Origin of the sequence: Acinetobacter sp. C13, assembly GCF_016809775.1 — a bacterium.
Lineage (GTDB): Bacteria > Pseudomonadota > Gammaproteobacteria > Pseudomonadales > Moraxellaceae > Acinetobacter > Acinetobacter pittii.
Genome location: NZ_JAFBJL010000001.1, coordinates 889,040 through 906,074 on the forward strand (window position 1 = coordinate 889,040; position 17,035 = coordinate 906,074).

21 protein-coding genes are annotated in these 17,035 nt (G+C 37.8%); all 21 read left to right on the forward strand.

All coding sequences use genetic code 11. The features are described from left to right. The first annotated feature begins 86 nt into the window (after positions 1–86). Positions 87–1,100 (forward strand): aminoglycoside phosphotransferase family protein, encoded by a 1,014-nt coding sequence (locus JGE69_RS04340; RefSeq protein WP_014206588.1) that lies wholly within the window; start codon positions 87–89, stop codon positions 1,098–1,100. Further along, the gene (gene murU / locus JGE69_RS04345; protein ID WP_002121402.1) at positions 1,100–1,789 is read left to right on the forward strand and encodes an N-acetylmuramate alpha-1-phosphate uridylyltransferase MurU; all 690 of its coding nucleotides are present in this window, start codon (positions 1,100–1,102) and stop codon (positions 1,787–1,789) included. Before JGE69_RS04340 ends, murU begins: the two co-directional genes overlap by 1 nt. Before the next feature lie 87 nt (positions 1,790–1,876). Next, the gene (gene rsmG, locus JGE69_RS04350; protein WP_002121443.1) at positions 1,877–2,509 is read left to right on the forward strand and encodes a 16S rRNA (guanine(527)-N(7))-methyltransferase RsmG; all 633 of its coding nucleotides are present in this window, start codon (positions 1,877–1,879) and stop codon (positions 2,507–2,509) included. A gap of 21 nt (positions 2,510–2,530) precedes the next feature. Next, a complete protein-coding gene (locus JGE69_RS04355) occupies positions 2,531–3,313 on the forward strand; it encodes a ParA family protein (RefSeq protein WP_199112423.1) in 783 nt (260 codons plus the stop codon). Next, the gene (locus JGE69_RS04360; protein WP_069123101.1) at positions 3,310–4,197 is read left to right on the forward strand and encodes a ParB/RepB/Spo0J family partition protein; all 888 of its coding nucleotides are present in this window, start codon (positions 3,310–3,312) and stop codon (positions 4,195–4,197) included. Before JGE69_RS04355 ends, JGE69_RS04360 begins: the two co-directional genes overlap by 4 nt. Positions 4,198–4,247: 50 nt before the next feature. Next, complete coding sequence (locus JGE69_RS04365; RefSeq protein WP_069123103.1) at positions 4,248–4,883, forward strand: MotA/TolQ/ExbB proton channel family protein; 636 nt, start codon at positions 4,248–4,250, stop codon at positions 4,881–4,883. Positions 4,884–4,898: 15 nt separating this feature from the next. Further along, positions 4,899–5,327: an ExbD/TolR family protein gene (locus JGE69_RS04370; RefSeq protein WP_005069548.1), complete on the forward strand. Its 429-nt coding sequence runs from the start codon at positions 4,899–4,901 to the stop codon at positions 5,325–5,327. Continuing rightward, positions 5,324–7,051, forward strand: coding sequence for a lipid A export permease/ATP-binding protein MsbA (gene msbA / locus JGE69_RS04375; RefSeq protein ID WP_199112425.1), 1,728 nt, complete (start codon positions 5,324–5,326; stop codon positions 7,049–7,051). Before JGE69_RS04370 ends, msbA begins: the two co-directional genes overlap by 4 nt. Positions 7,052–7,053: 2 nt before the next feature. Further along, the gene (gene lpxK / locus JGE69_RS04380; RefSeq protein ID WP_069123106.1) at positions 7,054–8,064 is read left to right on the forward strand and encodes a tetraacyldisaccharide 4'-kinase; all 1,011 of its coding nucleotides are present in this window, start codon (positions 7,054–7,056) and stop codon (positions 8,062–8,064) included. A 9-nt stretch (positions 8,065–8,073) separates the two neighbouring features. Further along, a complete protein-coding gene (gene kdsB / locus JGE69_RS04385) occupies positions 8,074–8,835 on the forward strand; it encodes a 3-deoxy-manno-octulosonate cytidylyltransferase (RefSeq protein ID WP_199112427.1) in 762 nt (253 codons plus the stop codon). A 13-nt stretch (positions 8,836–8,848) separates the two neighbouring features. Beyond that, positions 8,849–9,829, forward strand: coding sequence for a DNA polymerase III subunit delta' (locus JGE69_RS04390; RefSeq protein WP_069123111.1), 981 nt, complete (start codon positions 8,849–8,851; stop codon positions 9,827–9,829). Positions 9,830–9,839: 10 nt separating this feature from the next. After that, positions 9,840–10,181: a PilZ domain-containing protein gene (locus tag JGE69_RS04395; protein ID WP_069123115.1), complete on the forward strand. Its 342-nt coding sequence runs from the start codon at positions 9,840–9,842 to the stop codon at positions 10,179–10,181. 17 nt (positions 10,182–10,198) lie between these two features. Beyond that, positions 10,199–10,972 (forward strand): TatD family hydrolase, encoded by a 774-nt coding sequence (locus tag JGE69_RS04400; RefSeq protein ID WP_005069538.1) that lies wholly within the window; start codon positions 10,199–10,201, stop codon positions 10,970–10,972. Between the two features lie 36 nt (positions 10,973–11,008). Further along, complete coding sequence (locus JGE69_RS04405) at positions 11,009–11,617, forward strand: TetR/AcrR family transcriptional regulator (RefSeq protein ID WP_005069536.1); 609 nt, start codon at positions 11,009–11,011, stop codon at positions 11,615–11,617. 6 nt (positions 11,618–11,623) lie between these two features. Beyond that, a complete protein-coding gene (locus JGE69_RS04410) occupies positions 11,624–12,178 on the forward strand; it encodes a type II secretion system protein (protein ID WP_199112428.1) in 555 nt (184 codons plus the stop codon). Beyond that, positions 12,168–12,548 (forward strand): type II secretion system minor pseudopilin GspI, encoded by a 381-nt coding sequence (gene gspI / locus JGE69_RS04415; protein WP_002121425.1) that lies wholly within the window; start codon positions 12,168–12,170, stop codon positions 12,546–12,548. Before JGE69_RS04410 ends, gspI begins: the two co-directional genes overlap by 11 nt. Further along, on the forward strand, positions 12,548–13,363 hold the full coding sequence (gene gspJ / locus JGE69_RS04420) for a type II secretion system minor pseudopilin GspJ (protein ID WP_199112429.1): 816 nt from the start codon (positions 12,548–12,550) through the stop codon (positions 13,361–13,363). Before gspI ends, gspJ begins: the two co-directional genes overlap by 1 nt. Beyond that, the gene (gene gspK / locus JGE69_RS04425) at positions 13,364–14,323 is read left to right on the forward strand and encodes a type II secretion system minor pseudopilin GspK (protein WP_199112430.1); all 960 of its coding nucleotides are present in this window, start codon (positions 13,364–13,366) and stop codon (positions 14,321–14,323) included. Between the two features lie 227 nt (positions 14,324–14,550). Continuing rightward, positions 14,551–15,147 carry a 6-pyruvoyl trahydropterin synthase family protein gene (locus JGE69_RS04430; protein ID WP_017386831.1) on the forward strand — a complete coding sequence of 199 codons (597 nt, stop codon included), beginning with the start codon at positions 14,551–14,553 and terminating at the stop codon, positions 15,145–15,147. Positions 15,148–15,200: 53 nt separating this feature from the next. Then, entirely contained in the window at positions 15,201–15,914 is a 714-nt protein-coding gene (gene ung / locus JGE69_RS04435; protein WP_005069527.1) for a uracil-DNA glycosylase, read from the forward strand. Next, positions 15,911–17,035: an enoyl-CoA hydratase/isomerase family protein gene (locus JGE69_RS04440; protein WP_014206599.1), complete on the forward strand. Its 1,125-nt coding sequence runs from the start codon at positions 15,911–15,913 to the stop codon at positions 17,033–17,035. The genes ung and JGE69_RS04440 overlap by 4 nt, the downstream gene beginning before the upstream one ends.

Consider the following 17,035-nt stretch of genomic DNA (forward strand, 5'->3'; position numbering starts at 1 on the left):
ATTATTGTCGCATCATAGAGAAAAAGTTTATAAGTGGCTACACTTAACCCTTCAAAAATCTCAGCTTGTTTTAGATTTTATTGCAAATGAATACACAACGTGAACAATTGATATATACATGGCTTACATCTGTTCTTGAAAATGATCAATTTAAGATCGCTTTTTTAGCAGGTGATGCAAGCTTCCGCCGTTATGCGCGTATCGAGTTACAAAATAAAACGTATATGCTCATGGATGCCCCTCCAGAAAAAGAAGACTGTGTTCCGTTTGTGACCATTGACGAGTTTTTTGCGAGCCATGGCGTACGTGTGCCTCAGATCGTCGCGAAAGATCTGGCTCAAGGTTTTCTATTGTTAGAAGACTTTGGTGATGTGCTTTTGTCGACATTATTAACTAATGAAACTGTTGATAAATACTACGAACAAAGTTTTAAACAACTTATTCAATTGCAGTCTATTGACGGGACTAATCAGTTCCCAGCTTATTCTTACGAAAAATTAATGTCGGAAATGCATCTACTCACAGACTGGATGTTACCGTCGCTTTCTATTCAGCCGACTGCTGAACAGAAAAAAACGATTGATAATGCATTTGACTTCTTGGCTCATGCTGCATTAGCCCAACCACAAGTTATTGTACATCGAGATTTTCATAGTCGAAATTTGATGAAAATTACCGATGAGCAAGAGTTAGGGGTAATCGACTTCCAAGATGCTGTTATTGGCGCTGATACATATGACCTAATTTCGATTACTCGTGATGCATATGTTCAATGGAACGCTGATCGTGTTTATCAATGGTTTAAAGTGTTTTATGACCTGTTACCAGCGTCGACAAAAAAGAATCGTAGCTTTGATCAATTTAAACGTGATGCAGATTTAATGGCCATCCAACGCCATATTAAAATTCTAGGTATTTTTGTTCGCTTGTTTGAACGCGATGGTAAGTCTGGTTATTTGAAGGATTTACCACGTGTCATGTGGTATTTGCTTGAAGAAAGCCGTGGTTACGCTGAGCTTGAAGAGTTTATGGTATTTATGAATAACAACGTGATGCCTAAATTTATCGAGAAATATGGTAGCTATGAGGTAGCAGCATAATGAAAGCAATGATTCTTGCTGCTGGCTTGGGCAATCGTATGCGTCCACTTACGCTATATACACCAAAGCCTCTGCTTGAGGTGGGTGGTAAACCCCTGATTGTGTGGCATATTGAAAAACTTAAGAAAATTGGTGTGACTGAAATAGTCATCAATTCTGCATGGTTGGCCGACAAGCTCATCAGTAGTTTAGGTGATGGCTCTCAATTTGGTGTGGATATCCGTTGGACACGAGAGGATGAAGGGCTAGAAACAGCTGGTGGAATTATTAATGCTTTGCCACTGCTTGGAACAGATCCTTTTATTCTGGTGAATGGGGATGTATGGACCACAATGGATTTTGAAGGTCTGCGCCATATTAAGCTAAATGATGATTTGGCACATCTTGTGTTGGTTGATAATCCTAAACAGCATCCTGAAGGTGACTTTACATTATTGGATGGGCGCGCTTTTACATTCGATCAAGATGTGACGGGCGAAAACCTCACTTTTAGTGGTCTATCTGTTATTCATCCTAAACTTTTTGACGGATTGGAAGCGGGTAAGCGTCCTTTAGCTCCACTATTGAAGCAAGCGATGCATAATCAGAAAATATCTGGTGAAAAGCTTAAAGGTGCATGGGTAGATGTGGGAACGCCTGAGCGTTTAATGGAGCTAGATTTGCAAATTCGTGAAGGCTTCTACGATTAAGTGTGTAATCCCTAATCGTTAACTAGTGTTCCACGATGCATAAATGGGTATACTTTGTTTTAAATTTTACTTAGATGTTATCTGTTTATGCATCCGTTTTTTCAAGAGTTACAACAGGGTAGTCAAAAATTAGGTTTATCGCTTAGCGATGAAGCTTTGACATTATTGTTGAAGTATCAAGATGCTTTGGTACTTTGGAACAAAGCTTATAATCTAACAGCGATTCGTGATCCGAAAGAAATGTTAGTGAAGCATTTGTTAGATAGCCTAAGTATTTTGAAAGATTTGCCAACAGGCCGTTTGCTTGATGTTGGTACAGGTGGTGGTATGCCAGGCATGATCATTGCTTTATGTCAGCCGGAACGCTCATGTGTATTACTTGATTCAAATGGTAAGAAAATTCGTTTTTTGAAACAGTTTATTGCTGACCTTAAGTTAAAAAACGTAGTAGCCGTGCAAACACGTGTTGAAAATCAAGATACAATTGATGAGCTTGGTCAATTTGATGTGATTACAAGTCGCGCTTTTGCTTCTTTAACGGATTTTGTAGATGCAGCTCAGCCATACTTGCATCAAAGCAGTATAATTGCAGCAATGAAAGGAGTTGTGCCAGTTGAGGAAATTGAGCAACTTAAGCAGGACTTTTCATGTAAAGTGATTGAGCTGCGCGTACCAAGACTTGATGAACAACGTCATTTACTTTTACTTCAACGTATTTAAATAAAAAGTATTAGGGTTACCATGGCTCAAATTATTGCGATTGCAAACCAAAAGGGTGGTGTTGGTAAAACAACGACTGCAGTAAATCTTGCAGCGTCTCTAGCTGTATTAAAGAAACGTGTATTACTTGTAGATATGGATTCACAAGGTAATGCTACGATGGGGTCTGGTATTCAAAAGAACGATCTTTTGTATTCCATTACGGATGTTCTACTTGGTGAAGTACCAATTGAAACGGCCATTCAAAAAGCAGAAGTCGGATATAAAGTTTTAGGTTCTAATCGTGAACTTTCCGGTGTTGAGCTTGCTATTGCAGAGCAAGAAGGGCGCGAATTTATTCTAAAAAATGCTCTGAATGAAATCCGAAACTCATTTGATTTTATCATAGTGGATTGTGCGCCAAGCTTGAGCTTGATTACTGTTAATGCTTTGGCAGCTGTAGATAGTGTAATCATTCCAATGCAATGCGAATATTATGCGCTAGAAGGTTTAGCTGATTTAACCCAGACTATTGATCGTATTCAAAAGGCATTAAATCCTGATTTAGAAATTATTGGTGTATTACGTACAATGTACGATGCACGAAATGCTTTAACACGTGATGTATCTGCTGAGTTAGAACAGTATTTCGGTAAAAAACTTTATGATACTGTCGTTCCACGTAATGTTCGCTTAGCAGAAGCGCCGGCGCATGGTTTGCCTGTTATCTATTTTGAGAAAAGTTCTAAAGGTGCAGTTGCATACTTAAATCTTGCAGCTGAGATGTTGAAGAAAAGTAAATTAAAGAAAGGAAGTAAAGTATGAGCATCAAAAAACGCGGATTGGCTAAAGGACGTGGTTTAGATGCATTACTTGGTTCAATTCAAAAAGAAAAATTACAGCTGGAAGCACAGGCACTTGACCACGGACAGTTGAAACAAATTGATGTAAATTTATTGAAACGTGGTGAATATCAACCACGTCGCTTTATTCATGAGCATGATTTGCAAGAGTTAGCATCTTCTATTGAAAAACATGGAGTGATGCAACCTATTGTAATTCGTCCAGTTGATGATGAAGCACATCCATACGAAATCATTGCGGGTGAACGACGCTGGCGTGCAGCGCAACTTGCGGGTTTAACTGAAATTCCTGCAATTGTTCGTGATTTAAATGATCAGGTTGCTATTGCACTGGCGCTTATTGAGAATATTCAGCGTCAAGATTTAAATCCGATTGATCAGGCTATAGCCTTGCAGCGTTTTCATGATGAATTCGGTTTGAGCCATCAAGAAATTGCTGACACAGTAGGGAAAGCACGTACTACAGTAAGTAATTTACTTCGTTTGTTGAGTTTGGCGGATGAAATTAAAGATTTCATGCAGCAAGGCCAGCTTGATATGGGGCATGCTCGAGCTATCTTGACGTTAAAGGATAAAGATCAATTAGACGTTGCTAAAATCGTAATTGAAAAAGGACTATCTGTTCGTCAAACAGAGCAATTGGTGCGTGATAGAAGTGAGCCTAAGCAGGAGAAGGAAAAAGCACCTGTAGCACCTGATATTGAACAATTGACACAAAAATTATCAGAGCGTTTTGGCGCTAATGTGAAAATTGATCATAATCAAAAAGGTAAGGGTAAGCTTGTTATTCATTACCATACCTTAGATGAGTTAGATGGCATTTTAAATATTTGTTTGCCTGATTAATTTACATTTGGGTCATATATTTCTAATTTTATATTCTTGGGGAAGAAGATATGTGGGAACTTGTGAGAGCGGGTGGCTGGTTGATGCTGCCTTTAATTCTATGCTCAATTTTAACTGTTGCGATCAGCATTGAACGTTTTGTTCGGTTAAGACGTTCACAAGTTCTACCCAAAGCATTAATTGATGATAGTTCGTTAAGAACTGAAGATATTGTGGAAAATTTGGAACAAAATGTAGATGTGCAAAAAAGCGCATTGGCTCATATTTTAAAAGCAGGTTTTGATCATCGTGAGCATGGTGAGCAATTTGCACGTGCACAAATGGAAGTAGCCGCTTCTCAAGAAATTTCTTATTTAGAGAAAAATATTAATTTCTTGGGGACTTTGAGTGCTGTGGCGCCTTTATTAGGGCTGCTTGGTACAGTAGTCGGGATTATTGAGTCATTCCTTGTGATTGATTTTGGATCGGCAGGTAGTCCAAGTTTAATGATTCCGGGTATTTCTAAAGCGCTTATTACTACAGCTGTGGGAATGTTAATTGCGATTCCTGCTTTAGTTGCTTATCGCTATTTCCAAAGACTAGTACAAGATTATATTGCTGAACTAGAACAGCAATCGACTTTATTTCATGCCTCATTGTTCTATAAACGTTCCTCGTCTATAGCAGAACATCGTCGTGTTGGGTGATGGGTGAATAGCCAGATGAAATTTAAACGTTCTCAGGTTGAAGACATTCATATCAATTTAACGCCTATGATTGACTGTTTGTTGTTCATTTTGGTTTTTTTATTACTATCGACTACTTTTAATCAGCCAAGTCGCCTCAATTTAACGTTACCAGATGCACAAGGTGTTCCACCAAAACAGTACGATCACAAAATTGAAGTCGTGGTAGACTCTTCTGGTCATTATGCTGTAAATGGTCAGGCACTTTCGTCTAAAGAGGTTGCTGATCTGAGTACTGCGATTAAGCAAGTTGCTCAAGAGCGCCGTGATTTTATGTTCATCATTGCTGCGGATGCCAAAGCGTCTCATCAGGATGTAATTCGCGTTATGGATGTAGCAGGACAACTCGGTTTTGTTAACATCAATATTAGTACCAAAGTTCCTTCTAGAGGTTTTTCTGAGTGAATCAAGATTTTAAGGTTTATTTGCGTCTCATAGCCTATTTAAAACCTTATTGGGGCGTGGCCTTATTAGTTCTTATCGGGTTCGGTATTAACTCAGCAACAGAAGTCTCCGTTGCTAAATTGATTAAATTTATTATTGATGCAATCCAAAATGGCAGTAGAGCTAATTTGGATTGGTTCCCATTATTAATCATTTTATTGGTTTTTTTCCGTGGTTTAGGCCTTTTTATGGGAGGTTACTATACTGCGGTGATTTCACGTAGTTTAGTTTTTAGTATTCGCCAAGAAGTATATGCCAAACTTTTAAGACTACCTGCACAATATTACCTAGATAATTCATCTGGCCATATTACTGCCAAGATTATGTATAACGTTGAGCAGCTAACGGCAGCTTCTTCAGAGTCATTGAGAACCATCGTTAGAGATGGGATGGTTACTCTAGGATTATTGGGTTATCTGTTTTATACCAATTGGCGTCTTACGCTATGTATTTTTGTATTTTTACCCGTAATTGGTGTATTGGTACGTAAAGCTTCAAAACGTATGCGAAAACTCTCATTACAGGTTCAAGATACGATGGGTGATGTGAATCACGTTGTACAAGAGAGTATCAATGGTAATGCTGTAGTAAAAACTTTTGCTGGTGAAGAGTTTGAACAAGAACGATTCTATAAATCATCGGAAGAAAACTTAAAACGTGGTTTAAAAATGGTAATTGTACAAAACCTGAATAGCCCTGTGGTTCAGGTAGTGATGGCTTGTGCGATGGCCCTTATTGTATGGTTAGCTTTACGACCACAGATTTTAGGTAATACCAGTGCTGGTGAGTTCGTGGCTTACATTACAGCTGCTGGTCTATTAGCAAAACCAGTAAAAAACCTGACTGATGTTAATGAAAAGTTACAACGTGGTTTGGCGGCAGCTCACTCTGTTTTTGAACTATTAGATTTGCCTGAAGAGCAAAATAACGGTCAGTTGAAACCTAAACTAAATGGTGCGATTCGTTTTGATCATGTGGCATTAAATTATGCTGATGGCGTACAAGCTATTAAAGATTTCTCTTTAGATATTCTCCCTGGTCAAACTGTAGCATTAGTTGGGCGTTCAGGCGCTGGTAAAAGCTCATTAGTTAATATGTTGGTACGTTTCCAAGAAGTATCAAGTGGGCAAATTTACTTAGATGGTTTGCCAATTAATGACATTGATCTTTCTTGTTTGCGTACCCAAATCGCAATGGTAAATCAGCAAGTTGTATTATTTAATCGTACTGTTCGTGAAAACATTGCGTATGGTCAGTTGCAAGGTGCATCAGATGAGGAAATTCATGCCGCTGCAAAAGCTGCATATGCACATGATTTCATTATGAACTTACCAAATGGTTATGATACTGTTTTAGGGGCACAGGGCCTAAACTTATCTGGTGGTCAGCGTCAGCGAATTGCTATTGCTCGAGCAATTTTAAAGAATGCTCCAATATTAATTTTAGATGAAGCTACAAGTGCTCTTGATAATGAATCTGAACATTTTATTCAGCAAGCATTTGATGAAGCGATGCAAGACCGCACTACGATTGTCATTGCTCACCGATTATCAACAATTGAGAATGCTGACCGTATTGTAGTGATGGATCAAGGACAAATTGTTGAACAAGGTGCTCATCAAGAACTCCTCGCAAAACATGGTGCTTATTATCAATTACATCAGCGTAATTTCGAGGATAACTAAGCATGTCATTAGCCCAGCTGATCCAGAATGCATGGAATAAACAATCGAGTTGGTTGATTGCTTTACGTCCATTGTCTTGTTTGTATCGGGCTGGGTTTTTACTAAATCGTAATCTTTATAATTCAGGTTTTAAGCAAGTTTATAAAGCGCCCGTACCTGTGATGGTTATAGGTAATATCACAGTAGGCGGAAGTGGAAAAACTCCCTTGCTCATACAACTAGTGAATTATCTACAGCAGCATGATGTAAAAGTGGGGGTAATTAGTCGGGGATATGGGGGTAATGGTCCTTTTCCAATGCTGGTTACCTCGGGTGCCCAGGTAACTCAGGCGGGGGATGAGCCAGCATTAATTGTTCAGGCTACAAGTGTACCAATGGCGGTAGGTCCCAATAGACAGGCTGCAATAGAGTTATTGCTTGAGTCATCAGAAATAGATTTGATTATTAGTGATGATGGGTTGCAGCATTGGGCATTAGATCGACAGATCGAGTGGATTGTACTGGATCAAAATCGTGGTTTAGGGAATAAAAAACTATTACCTGAAGGCTATCTGCGAGAGCCTGTTGAACGTTTAGAAACTGGAACAGTGATTGAGCATACTCATAAACCTGATACAGAATTAAACATGCATCTCGAGACAGGACAGCCATATTTACTTAACCCTTTATCTAATTCTAAACCAAGCCTTAATCTTGAGAATAATTATCATGCTGTAGTTGGTATTGGTTTTCCTCAACGGTTTTATCAAACACTCAAAGATCTAGGGGTGAAGCAATTCCAAGAACATGCATTTCGCGATCATCATGATTACACAATCAATGACTTAATTTTTAATGATGAGCTGCCACTTATTACAACTGAAAAAGATGCAGTTAAACTATTACCATTACTTGAAAAACATCCTGAATTTAAACAATCTATTTGGGTAGTTCCTGTTAAAGCTGTCCTGTCTACACAGTGTTATCAGGTTTTAAAAATGCAATTGCAAGAACTTGATATTCAATTATCTTAGGAAGAAAAAATGAAACACATCGTCATTCCAGCACGCTTCTCAAGTTCGCGTTTGCCAGGTAAACCATTGTTGCTTATTCATAACCGTCCTATGATTTTACGTGTAGTGGATCAGGCAAAAAAAGTCGAAGGTTTTGATGATTTATGCGTGGCAACAGATGACGAACGTATTGCTGAGATCTGCCGTGCAGATGGAATTGATGTAGTTCTTACCAGCGCTGATCATCCTTCAGGTACAGACCGTTTAAGTGAGGTTGCTCGCATTAAGGGTTGGGATGCAGACGATATTATTGTAAATGTTCAAGGTGATGAACCTTTATTGCCAGCTCAACTTGTTCAGCAAGTTGCAGAACTTTTGGTTGATAAACCAAATTGTTCGATGTCTACGTTGTGTGAGCCGATTCATACCTTAGATGAGTTTCAGCGTGACAGTATTGTAAAAGTAGTCATGTCTAAACAAAATGAAGCTTTATATTTTAGTCGGGCTACCATTCCTTATGATCGAGATGGGGCTAAGCATGATGAACATACTTTACATTCACAAGCATTTCGCCATTTAGGTTTATATGCTTATCGAGTGAACTTATTACAAGAATATGTAACATGGGATATGGGGAAGCTTGAAAAGCTAGAGAGCCTTGAACAATTGCGTGTTTTGGAAAATGGTCATCGAATTGCAATTGCTGTAGCCGAAGCCAATTTGCCACCAGGTGTGGATACTCAAGCTGATCTTGATCGCTTAAATAATATGCCTGTTGAATCTTTTGAATAAGCGTTAATTTTTAATGAATCCGAATGTAACTTCAAAGGTTTATCCTTGGCAGCAAACAACATGGGAGACTTTAACAACAAGGTTTCCCAATATTGGACACGGCTTACTATTTTACGGCAAGCAAGGATGTGGAAAGCATGCTTTCGCAAAACATTTTTTGGCTTGGGTCCTTTGTTTAAATAAGCAGCCGCAGGGCCCTTGTGGTGAGTGCAGCAGTTGCCAATGGTTAAAATCAGATACTCATCCCAATTATGTCCATATCACAACGGATGAAGAAAATAAAAAGCAGAATGCAAAAATCAAAATTGAAAAGATTCGTGACCTACTGCCTTTTGTGCAACAAACTGGAGAAGGTTGGCGTGTTATTCTGATTGAACCTGCTGAAGCGCTTAACTTGGCGTCATCAAATGCTTTGCTAAAGACATTAGAAGAACCAGGTGAACGTGTTGTTTTAATTTTATTGGCAGATCACTATCTTAAATTACCAGCTACTATTCGTAGCCGATTGCAACATTTTGCTTTAGATCGTATCTCATATGAGCAAGCTACATCATACTTGAATGAGCATTTATCTGAACTTGCCGAAGTACAGCCTGATTTATTGCTTGCCTTATCTAATGATATGCCTTTACAAGCAATGGAAATTGCTAAAAGTGACTGGTTTGTGAAAAGACAGATTTTCTTAAATGATTGGCTTAAAATTGTTGCTCAAAAAAATATGCCTCTATTTTTCTCAGGCAAGTGGCAAAAAGAGTTAAGTTTTAATGATTTTATCGTACTTTTTGAATACTTGTTGGGTGATTTAATTTGTATCAAGCTTAATCAACCACAAAAAAATACTGATATAGATTTTGAGCAGTTAAGTCCATATTATGATTTAGAAAGCTTATTTAATATTTATAATGAATTGCAACAGGCAAAAAAACTTGTTGAACAAAATGTTCAAACTCAACTTATTATAGATCAATTATTTGTAACATTAATGAATATTTAAGGGGAAAATCATGCAAACGCAAATGGGGGGGATTATTCAGGTAAATATTCCTGATAAAGCTACTTTGCAAGCAAGCTATATGGGATATGTGCAAGGTGGAGGCCTTTTTGTGCCGTCAAAACAAAAGGTGAAAATGGGACAAGAAATTTTCATTTTGGCTACTTTACCTGAGCAGTCTCAGAAAATTCCTTTAACTGGTAAAGTGATTTGGATATCACATAAGCAAAGTGGATTTAAACCTCAGGGTTTTGCTATTCAGTTAAGCGGAGATAAGGGAATTTACTATAAAACTGAGGCAGAACGAGTTTTGGCTGGTAGTATGTCTCTAGACCGTCCAAGTTATACGATGTAATTAAATAGGAAAGAAAAGTGTTTGTTGATACGCATTGCCATTTAACGATGTTAGATTTAACACCTTATAACGGTGATCTGGACCTTGCGCTTGCAGCGGCGCGAGCAGAAGGAGTGTCTAAGTTTATGGCAATTTCCGTTGATCTCGATGACCATATTGCATTGGCTGAAATTGCAAATAAACATGCAGATGTTGGTTATACGGTAGGTGTACACCCTTGTGAGGATGTGGGCACAATGGCACGTGCAACAACTGAGTATTTGGTTGAATTGGCTCAATCAGAAAAAGTATGGGCTTTAGGTGAAACTGGACTGGACTATTATCACAGTACTGATTTTATTGAAGAGCAAAAAGCATGTTTTGCAAGACATATCCAAGCTTCAAAAATTGTAAAAAAACCAGTTGTCGTTCATACCCGATCAGCAAAGCATGATACGGTAGATATTATCCGTGCTGAACACTCAACACATGGGATTCTGCATTGTTTTACTGAAGATTGGGAAACTGCTAAAGCTGTACTTGATTGTGGTTATTACATTTCTTTTTCCGGTATTGTGTCATTTAAGAATGCACAGGATTTGCGCGATGTAGCTAAACAGGTTCCACTAGATCGCCTTTTAATTGAAACAGATAGCCCGTATTTAGCACCTGTCCCATATCGTGGTAAAACAAATGAACCAAAATATGTGCCTTATGTAGCCAAAGCGCTCAGTGATGTATATGATAAATCGGTTGAGGAAATTGCAATGATCACCTCACAAAATTTTGAGAACTTGCTAAAAGCGATTTAGGTTATAGAAACTATATAAGAGAGTAATTGCGTGAAGATGGATCGTCAGGCTCAGTTCCGAGCAAGAGAAGTATTAATATTTCAGGTTGCGGAACAATTATTGCTAGAAAATGGCGAAGCCGGAATGACACTCGATGTCTTGGCTGCTGAGCTTGATTTAGCAAAAGGAACTTTGTACAAACACTTTCAAAGTAAAGATGAGTTGTACATGCTGTTGATTATTCGTAATGAGCGTATGTTACTTGAAATGGTTCAAGATACTGAAAAAGCCTTTCCAGAGCATTTGGCCTTTTTCATGTTGCATCATTTACATCATCCTGAACGAACAGTTTTATTTCATCAAATTGAGGAAAAACTCTCAATCACTGCTCAAGGCGTACATCATCTTTTTCACGAACTTTATCAAGTGCGTAAACAGAGATTGCGAATTATCATTCGCATGACAGACCATTACCTGGAATCTATTCAAAGCAGTATGCCTACACGAGATTATCTTGCTTCTATTTGGTCATTAACTCATGGTGCGGCAGCTATTCTCAATTCAAGTTTTTATCAACGATATTTAGGTTCAAGAGACACTTTAAGAGTGGCTTATATTGATCAGGCTTTAGCCTTACCTAAACAAGCTGTTGAGCAATATGCTTAGGTCGATATGAAATTTCAATCACCACTTAAATCCCAAAAAGGTTTTACTCTCATAGAAGTGATGGTGGTGATTGTTATTATGACGATTATGACTTCTTTAGTTCTACTCAACATAGGTGGGGTTGACCAAAAGAAAGCGATGCAAGCAAGAGAGTTATTTTTGCTTGATATGCATAAAATTGGTAAAGAGTCGCTTGATCAGTCTCGTGTTTTAGCTTTATCTACTCTCAGTGAAACAGATGTTTCACCATTTTCTTATGAATTGTATGAGTATCACGACCAGAGTAAATTACAGGTCCAAGATTTAAAAAATCGCTGGCAGAAATATTCTGAGTTTAATACACGCCAGTTGCCTAAACATGTATCGTTTACAATACAACCTTTAGATGAGCAAAACTATTCAAAAGCTACGAATACCGATTTAATTGGAGGGCAGGCTCCGCAGTTAATCTGGTTCGGTAACGGTGAAGCTAAAACTGTGAAAATACAGTTTTACTTTGAACAAAAACCAATTGGTTCAGAAATACAAATTGATCATTTGGGTAAAATAAATGAAATCTAAAGGCTTTACTCTATTAGAAGTAATGGTTGCTTTAGCAATTTTTGCAGTAGCGGCTGTCGCGTTAACTAAAGTAGCCATGCAATATACTCAATCTACCTCAAATGCAATTCTTAGAACCAAAGCTCAGTTTGTAGCAATGAATGAAATTGCTTTAATGGAGATAAATCAGGAATGGCTTGAAGGTACTCAAAGTAAGCAAGTTACTTCTCAAGGCGAAACATGGCAGATTGACAAATCTGCACAATCTACAATTAGCCCGAATGTTCAGAAAGTAGATTTACAAATTAGCTTATATGATTCTGATAAGGGCAAAGTTCAAAATGGTATTACTCACTTGGTGTTTTTTAATTATCCAATGAAAGCAAAATAATGATAAAGAATAAAAGTTTTCGCTCTCCAAGCTCAGCTTCCCGTCTTGCGGTACGATTGGAGCAGATGATGAGGGGTTACTCCGAGCAAAGCTCTTCGTCTTGCGCTCAGACAAAGCATTGCTTTAAAGACTCTCACACTCGAAACATAGTTTCTCATCTTGCGACACGATCGAGCAGTGCTCGATTAACTCGTGCCTCAGGATTTACTTTAGTTGAGCTTTTAGTTTCAATTGCAATTTTTGCTATTTTATCTTTGTTGGGTTGGAAGGTTTTTGACTATTTATTAAAAGTTCGCGATCGTAATACTCAACATGAAGTGCAGCTATTTGAATTACAAGATGCTTATCAACAAGTTTTGCGTGATACATTGCAAATTATACCTTTATCAGCCAATCAAGGCGGGCAATTACGTCCAGCTTTAGAGATTGATAATCAAGTTCTCCGCTTTAGTAAGGCGGGTGTTACTGATCCATTAAAGCAAGGATTATCACCTTTTGAGCGTATCGAATATCGATATGATCCTGATCAAAAAAAGCTTTATCGCCTAAAATATAGTAACTTAAATACTTCAAATAGAGAGCAACCCTTATCAAGTACGCTGTTGAGCCAAGTTGAACAATTTCAAATTATGGTTTTGACACCTCAAGAAGTAACAAAGTGGCCTGAAGTTAACATTGACCCTACAAAACCTGATGAATTTAGGAAGTTGCCAAAAGGAATAAAAATGCAACTCACGGTTGCAGGTGTAAGTTATGAGTGGATTTATAGCTTAAACCAAGGTGACTTATCGCTCTCCAAACAGGGAGGTCAATAAATGTTACTCTATAAAAAAAATCAGCAAGGTGTAGCGTTACTCACAATTTTGATAATGGTTGCTTTGGCTACAATTTTAGCTGCCTCTATCGCAAAGCATCAAACTAATACGATGGAAAATACGGGTTATTTGATGCGTCAAAATCAGTCATTACTCTATGCAAAAAGTGCAGAAGCTTTTTTTTCTGAATTATTAATTCAAGATGCAAATAATGCTGGTGGTATCGATCATTTAAAGGAAAGTTGGGCTCAGCCAATGCCACCTTTTCCAATAGAAGATGGAGCCGTATCGGGGCGCTTACTAGATGAGTCAGGAAAATTTAATCTAAACAATTTAACGACCAATGAAGGCAAGGTAAACGAAGCTGCTAAAAATTGGTTTGAGCGATTGCTTGTGCGTGTAGGATTGCCAGCAGAGTTAAGTCAAGCAGTTATTGATTGGCAAGATCCAGATGATGAACCAAGCGGCCCTATGGGGGCAGAAAGTAACTATTATGAAGGACTTGACCCTGGCTATTTTGCTTCAAATGCTAAATTTCATCGTATAGAAGAGTTGAAATTGGTAAGAGGTTTTGAAGGCAAGAAATATGATTTAATAGCACCATATATTTCTGCATTACCTGAAAATACAAAAGTGAATGTTAATACCGCATCGCCATTAGTATTAGCGAGTATTGATCAAAAATTAGATTTAGGGACTATAGAAAAAGAACTTCAATTACGCCAACAGAATTTAAAGTTCTTTCAAAATATTGATGAATTATGGCAATTGAATGCTTTTTCAGCAGTTGATGCGCAAAAGAAAACTGAAGTTAATAGCCTTTTAGATGTGAAGTCGAACTTTTTTCAAGCACAAATCGAGGTTGTGTTGAATAATAGAAAAAGACAGTTTACAAGTGCCTTAATGCGCAGTGATAAGCAGGTTTATGTATATTCTAGAAATATAGTGCCTTTTAACTAATTGAAAAATTATGATTTATTTACTTTTGATGTTTTTGAAGTTTGTAATTATAAATTTTTCTCAAGTTAAACGTTAAAGTAAATATAAATTTTCTATATGTTTATATTCAATATTTCTTCATCAGTCTTATCATACTTTTTGCTAATTGTTTCTAATTGAAAAGTGGTGCGAAATTTTCGTCTTTTGCTTTATAATAATGTTCTTAGAAGGAATGATCGATTTGGCACATGTTAATTCGTAAGTTATTTAAGTTTGAAAATGCACATGTTGTACGTAACTGTACATCGGATCGTTGTAAGCGATCAATTCATGGACATAGCTATAAAGTTGAGTTATTGCTTAAAGCTTCGAAATTAGATCATGGGCAAATGGTTTATGATTTTGGACTCCTAAAAGGAGTAATAAAAGACCTATTCGACAGCTTTGATCACGCAATCTGTTTTTGGGAAAAAGATGATTCTCAATATATTGATGCATGTCAGACTTTTAGTGCTCGTTGGATTTCTTTACCTGTTTCACCGTCGGCTGAACAGTTTTCACGTATTTTCTTTTATCTAGCTCAGCAAGTTTTACAATCAACAGTCACTCAAAATGGGGAAGGTGATGTTGAAGTATATTCTGTTATTGTTCATGAGACTGATACTGGATATGCTCAAAGCTTTATTGAAGATATTCAAAACGAACAAATGGGTATTTTAAGTCTTGATGGAATTGTTTTTTCAGAACAAATTCAGATAGAGTGGACAAATCCACAAATGTATGAAGACTTGAAAAAAGGGATTAAATTTAATAATCCTCAAGTTGATTTGCAAGTCGAAGTATAAATCGAATTACTTATTTTATTTGTAGAATTGAAAATTGATCTAGGATGACATTAATGCAATTAACTGAGCAACAGCAAGATAAACTCAGTAAAGTTCAATTAGAAGAAAGTTGGAAAAGATCTTTAGCACCTTTTCTATTAAGTCCTCAGATGGATAGTTTGCGCGATTTCTTATTTCAACAGAAACAAGCTCAGAAAATAATATATCCGCCTAGTAAACAGATCTTTAATGCTTTAAATACCACACCACTGGCTGATGTGAAAGTTGTGATTTTAGGGCAAGACCCATATCACGGGCCAAACCAAGCGAATGGATTAAGTTTCTCTGTTCAAAAAGGTATTGCATTACCACCATCTTTGCGCAATATTTTTCATGAATTACATACAGATTTGGGTATTCCAGCTCCTCGCCATGGTGACTTAACAAAATGGGCTACGCAAGGCGTACTTTTACTGAACAGCGTGCTTACTGTTGAAGCTGGACAGCCAACCTCACATCAAAAGCAAGGTTGGGAAGCATTTACTGATGAAGTTATTGATGTTCTAAATGAACAGAGACAACATATAGTATTTATTTTGTGGGGTGCTTATGCACAGCGCAAAGGACAACGTATAAATAGAGATAAACACTTGGTTTTAACAGCCGCACATCCATCACCTCTTGCTGCAAATAGAGGGGGATTTTTTGGATGCAAAGTGTTTTCAAAAACAAATCAATATTTGAAACAACATGGCATTGAGCCCATAGACTGGCAATTGGACGCATGATGAACTCTCCCAATGTAAATAACTATCACCCGGACTTGGTGGTTGAAGAAGCAAAAAACGGCTGGCGTATAGTACGTTTGAATCGTCCTAAATCGTTACATGCTTTAGACGAATCAATCGTAACGGCATTATTGCGTGTATTTGAAGATTTCCGTGACGATGAACAGGTTAAAGCAATTTGGTTAGACTCAACTACACCAAAAGCTTTTTGTGCAGGTGGTGATGTTAGAAAATTACGCCAACTTGTTATAAATCAAGAAGTCGATACCGCAAATAAGTTCTTCCAGCAGGAATATGCTTTAGATCTACTTTTACATAATTATGCTAAACCGGTTGTGGTTTGGGGAGAAGGTTACGTAATGGGCGGTGGTTTAGGCTTGTTTATGGCTGCACCATTCCGTCTAGTGACACCATATTCACGTTTAGCAATGCCTGAAATTAATATTGGTTTATATCCTGACGTTGGTGCGAGCCGTTTCTTGGCAGATCGTGGTCCAATAGGTTTGTTTACGGGCTTAACCGGTTCAATCATGACTGCTGCTGGGGCGTATAGCATCGGTTGGGCAACACATATTTGTGAAGCTCAGCGTGATAATGTTTTGCAAAAAGTTTTAAATATTAATTGGGCTCATTATCCTGCAGGGGATTTCCGAGCAATTGATGATACTTTAAATAGTTTACACCGTCCTGTTGCGGCAGGTCCATTGCAAAACTCACTTGATGTAATTCATAGTGTTTGCCGTGGTTTTAATTTTGAACAAGATTATCAAGCTATTGTTAGCTTACGTGATGCGAGCAGTGATTGGTTACGTCAAGCGAGTGAGAATTTGCAAAAAGGATCTCCTAGTACCGCGGCAATTACTTGGTTACTGTGGCAATGGGGCAAACAAATCCACTCATGGGATGAGGTCTTTGATCTAGAGGCTCAGATTTCTGAGTGGAAAATCCGTCATCCTGACTTTGTGGAAGGTGTTCGCGCACGCTTAGTTGATAAAGATTTATCACCTGAATGGAAACCATGTGACGATCTAAGCTTAAGAGGTATATTGGCTGATTGTCCACCAGTAACTTCAATTGATAGCTGGAATGCCTTACTTAGACAACACGGTGTGATCACCTAA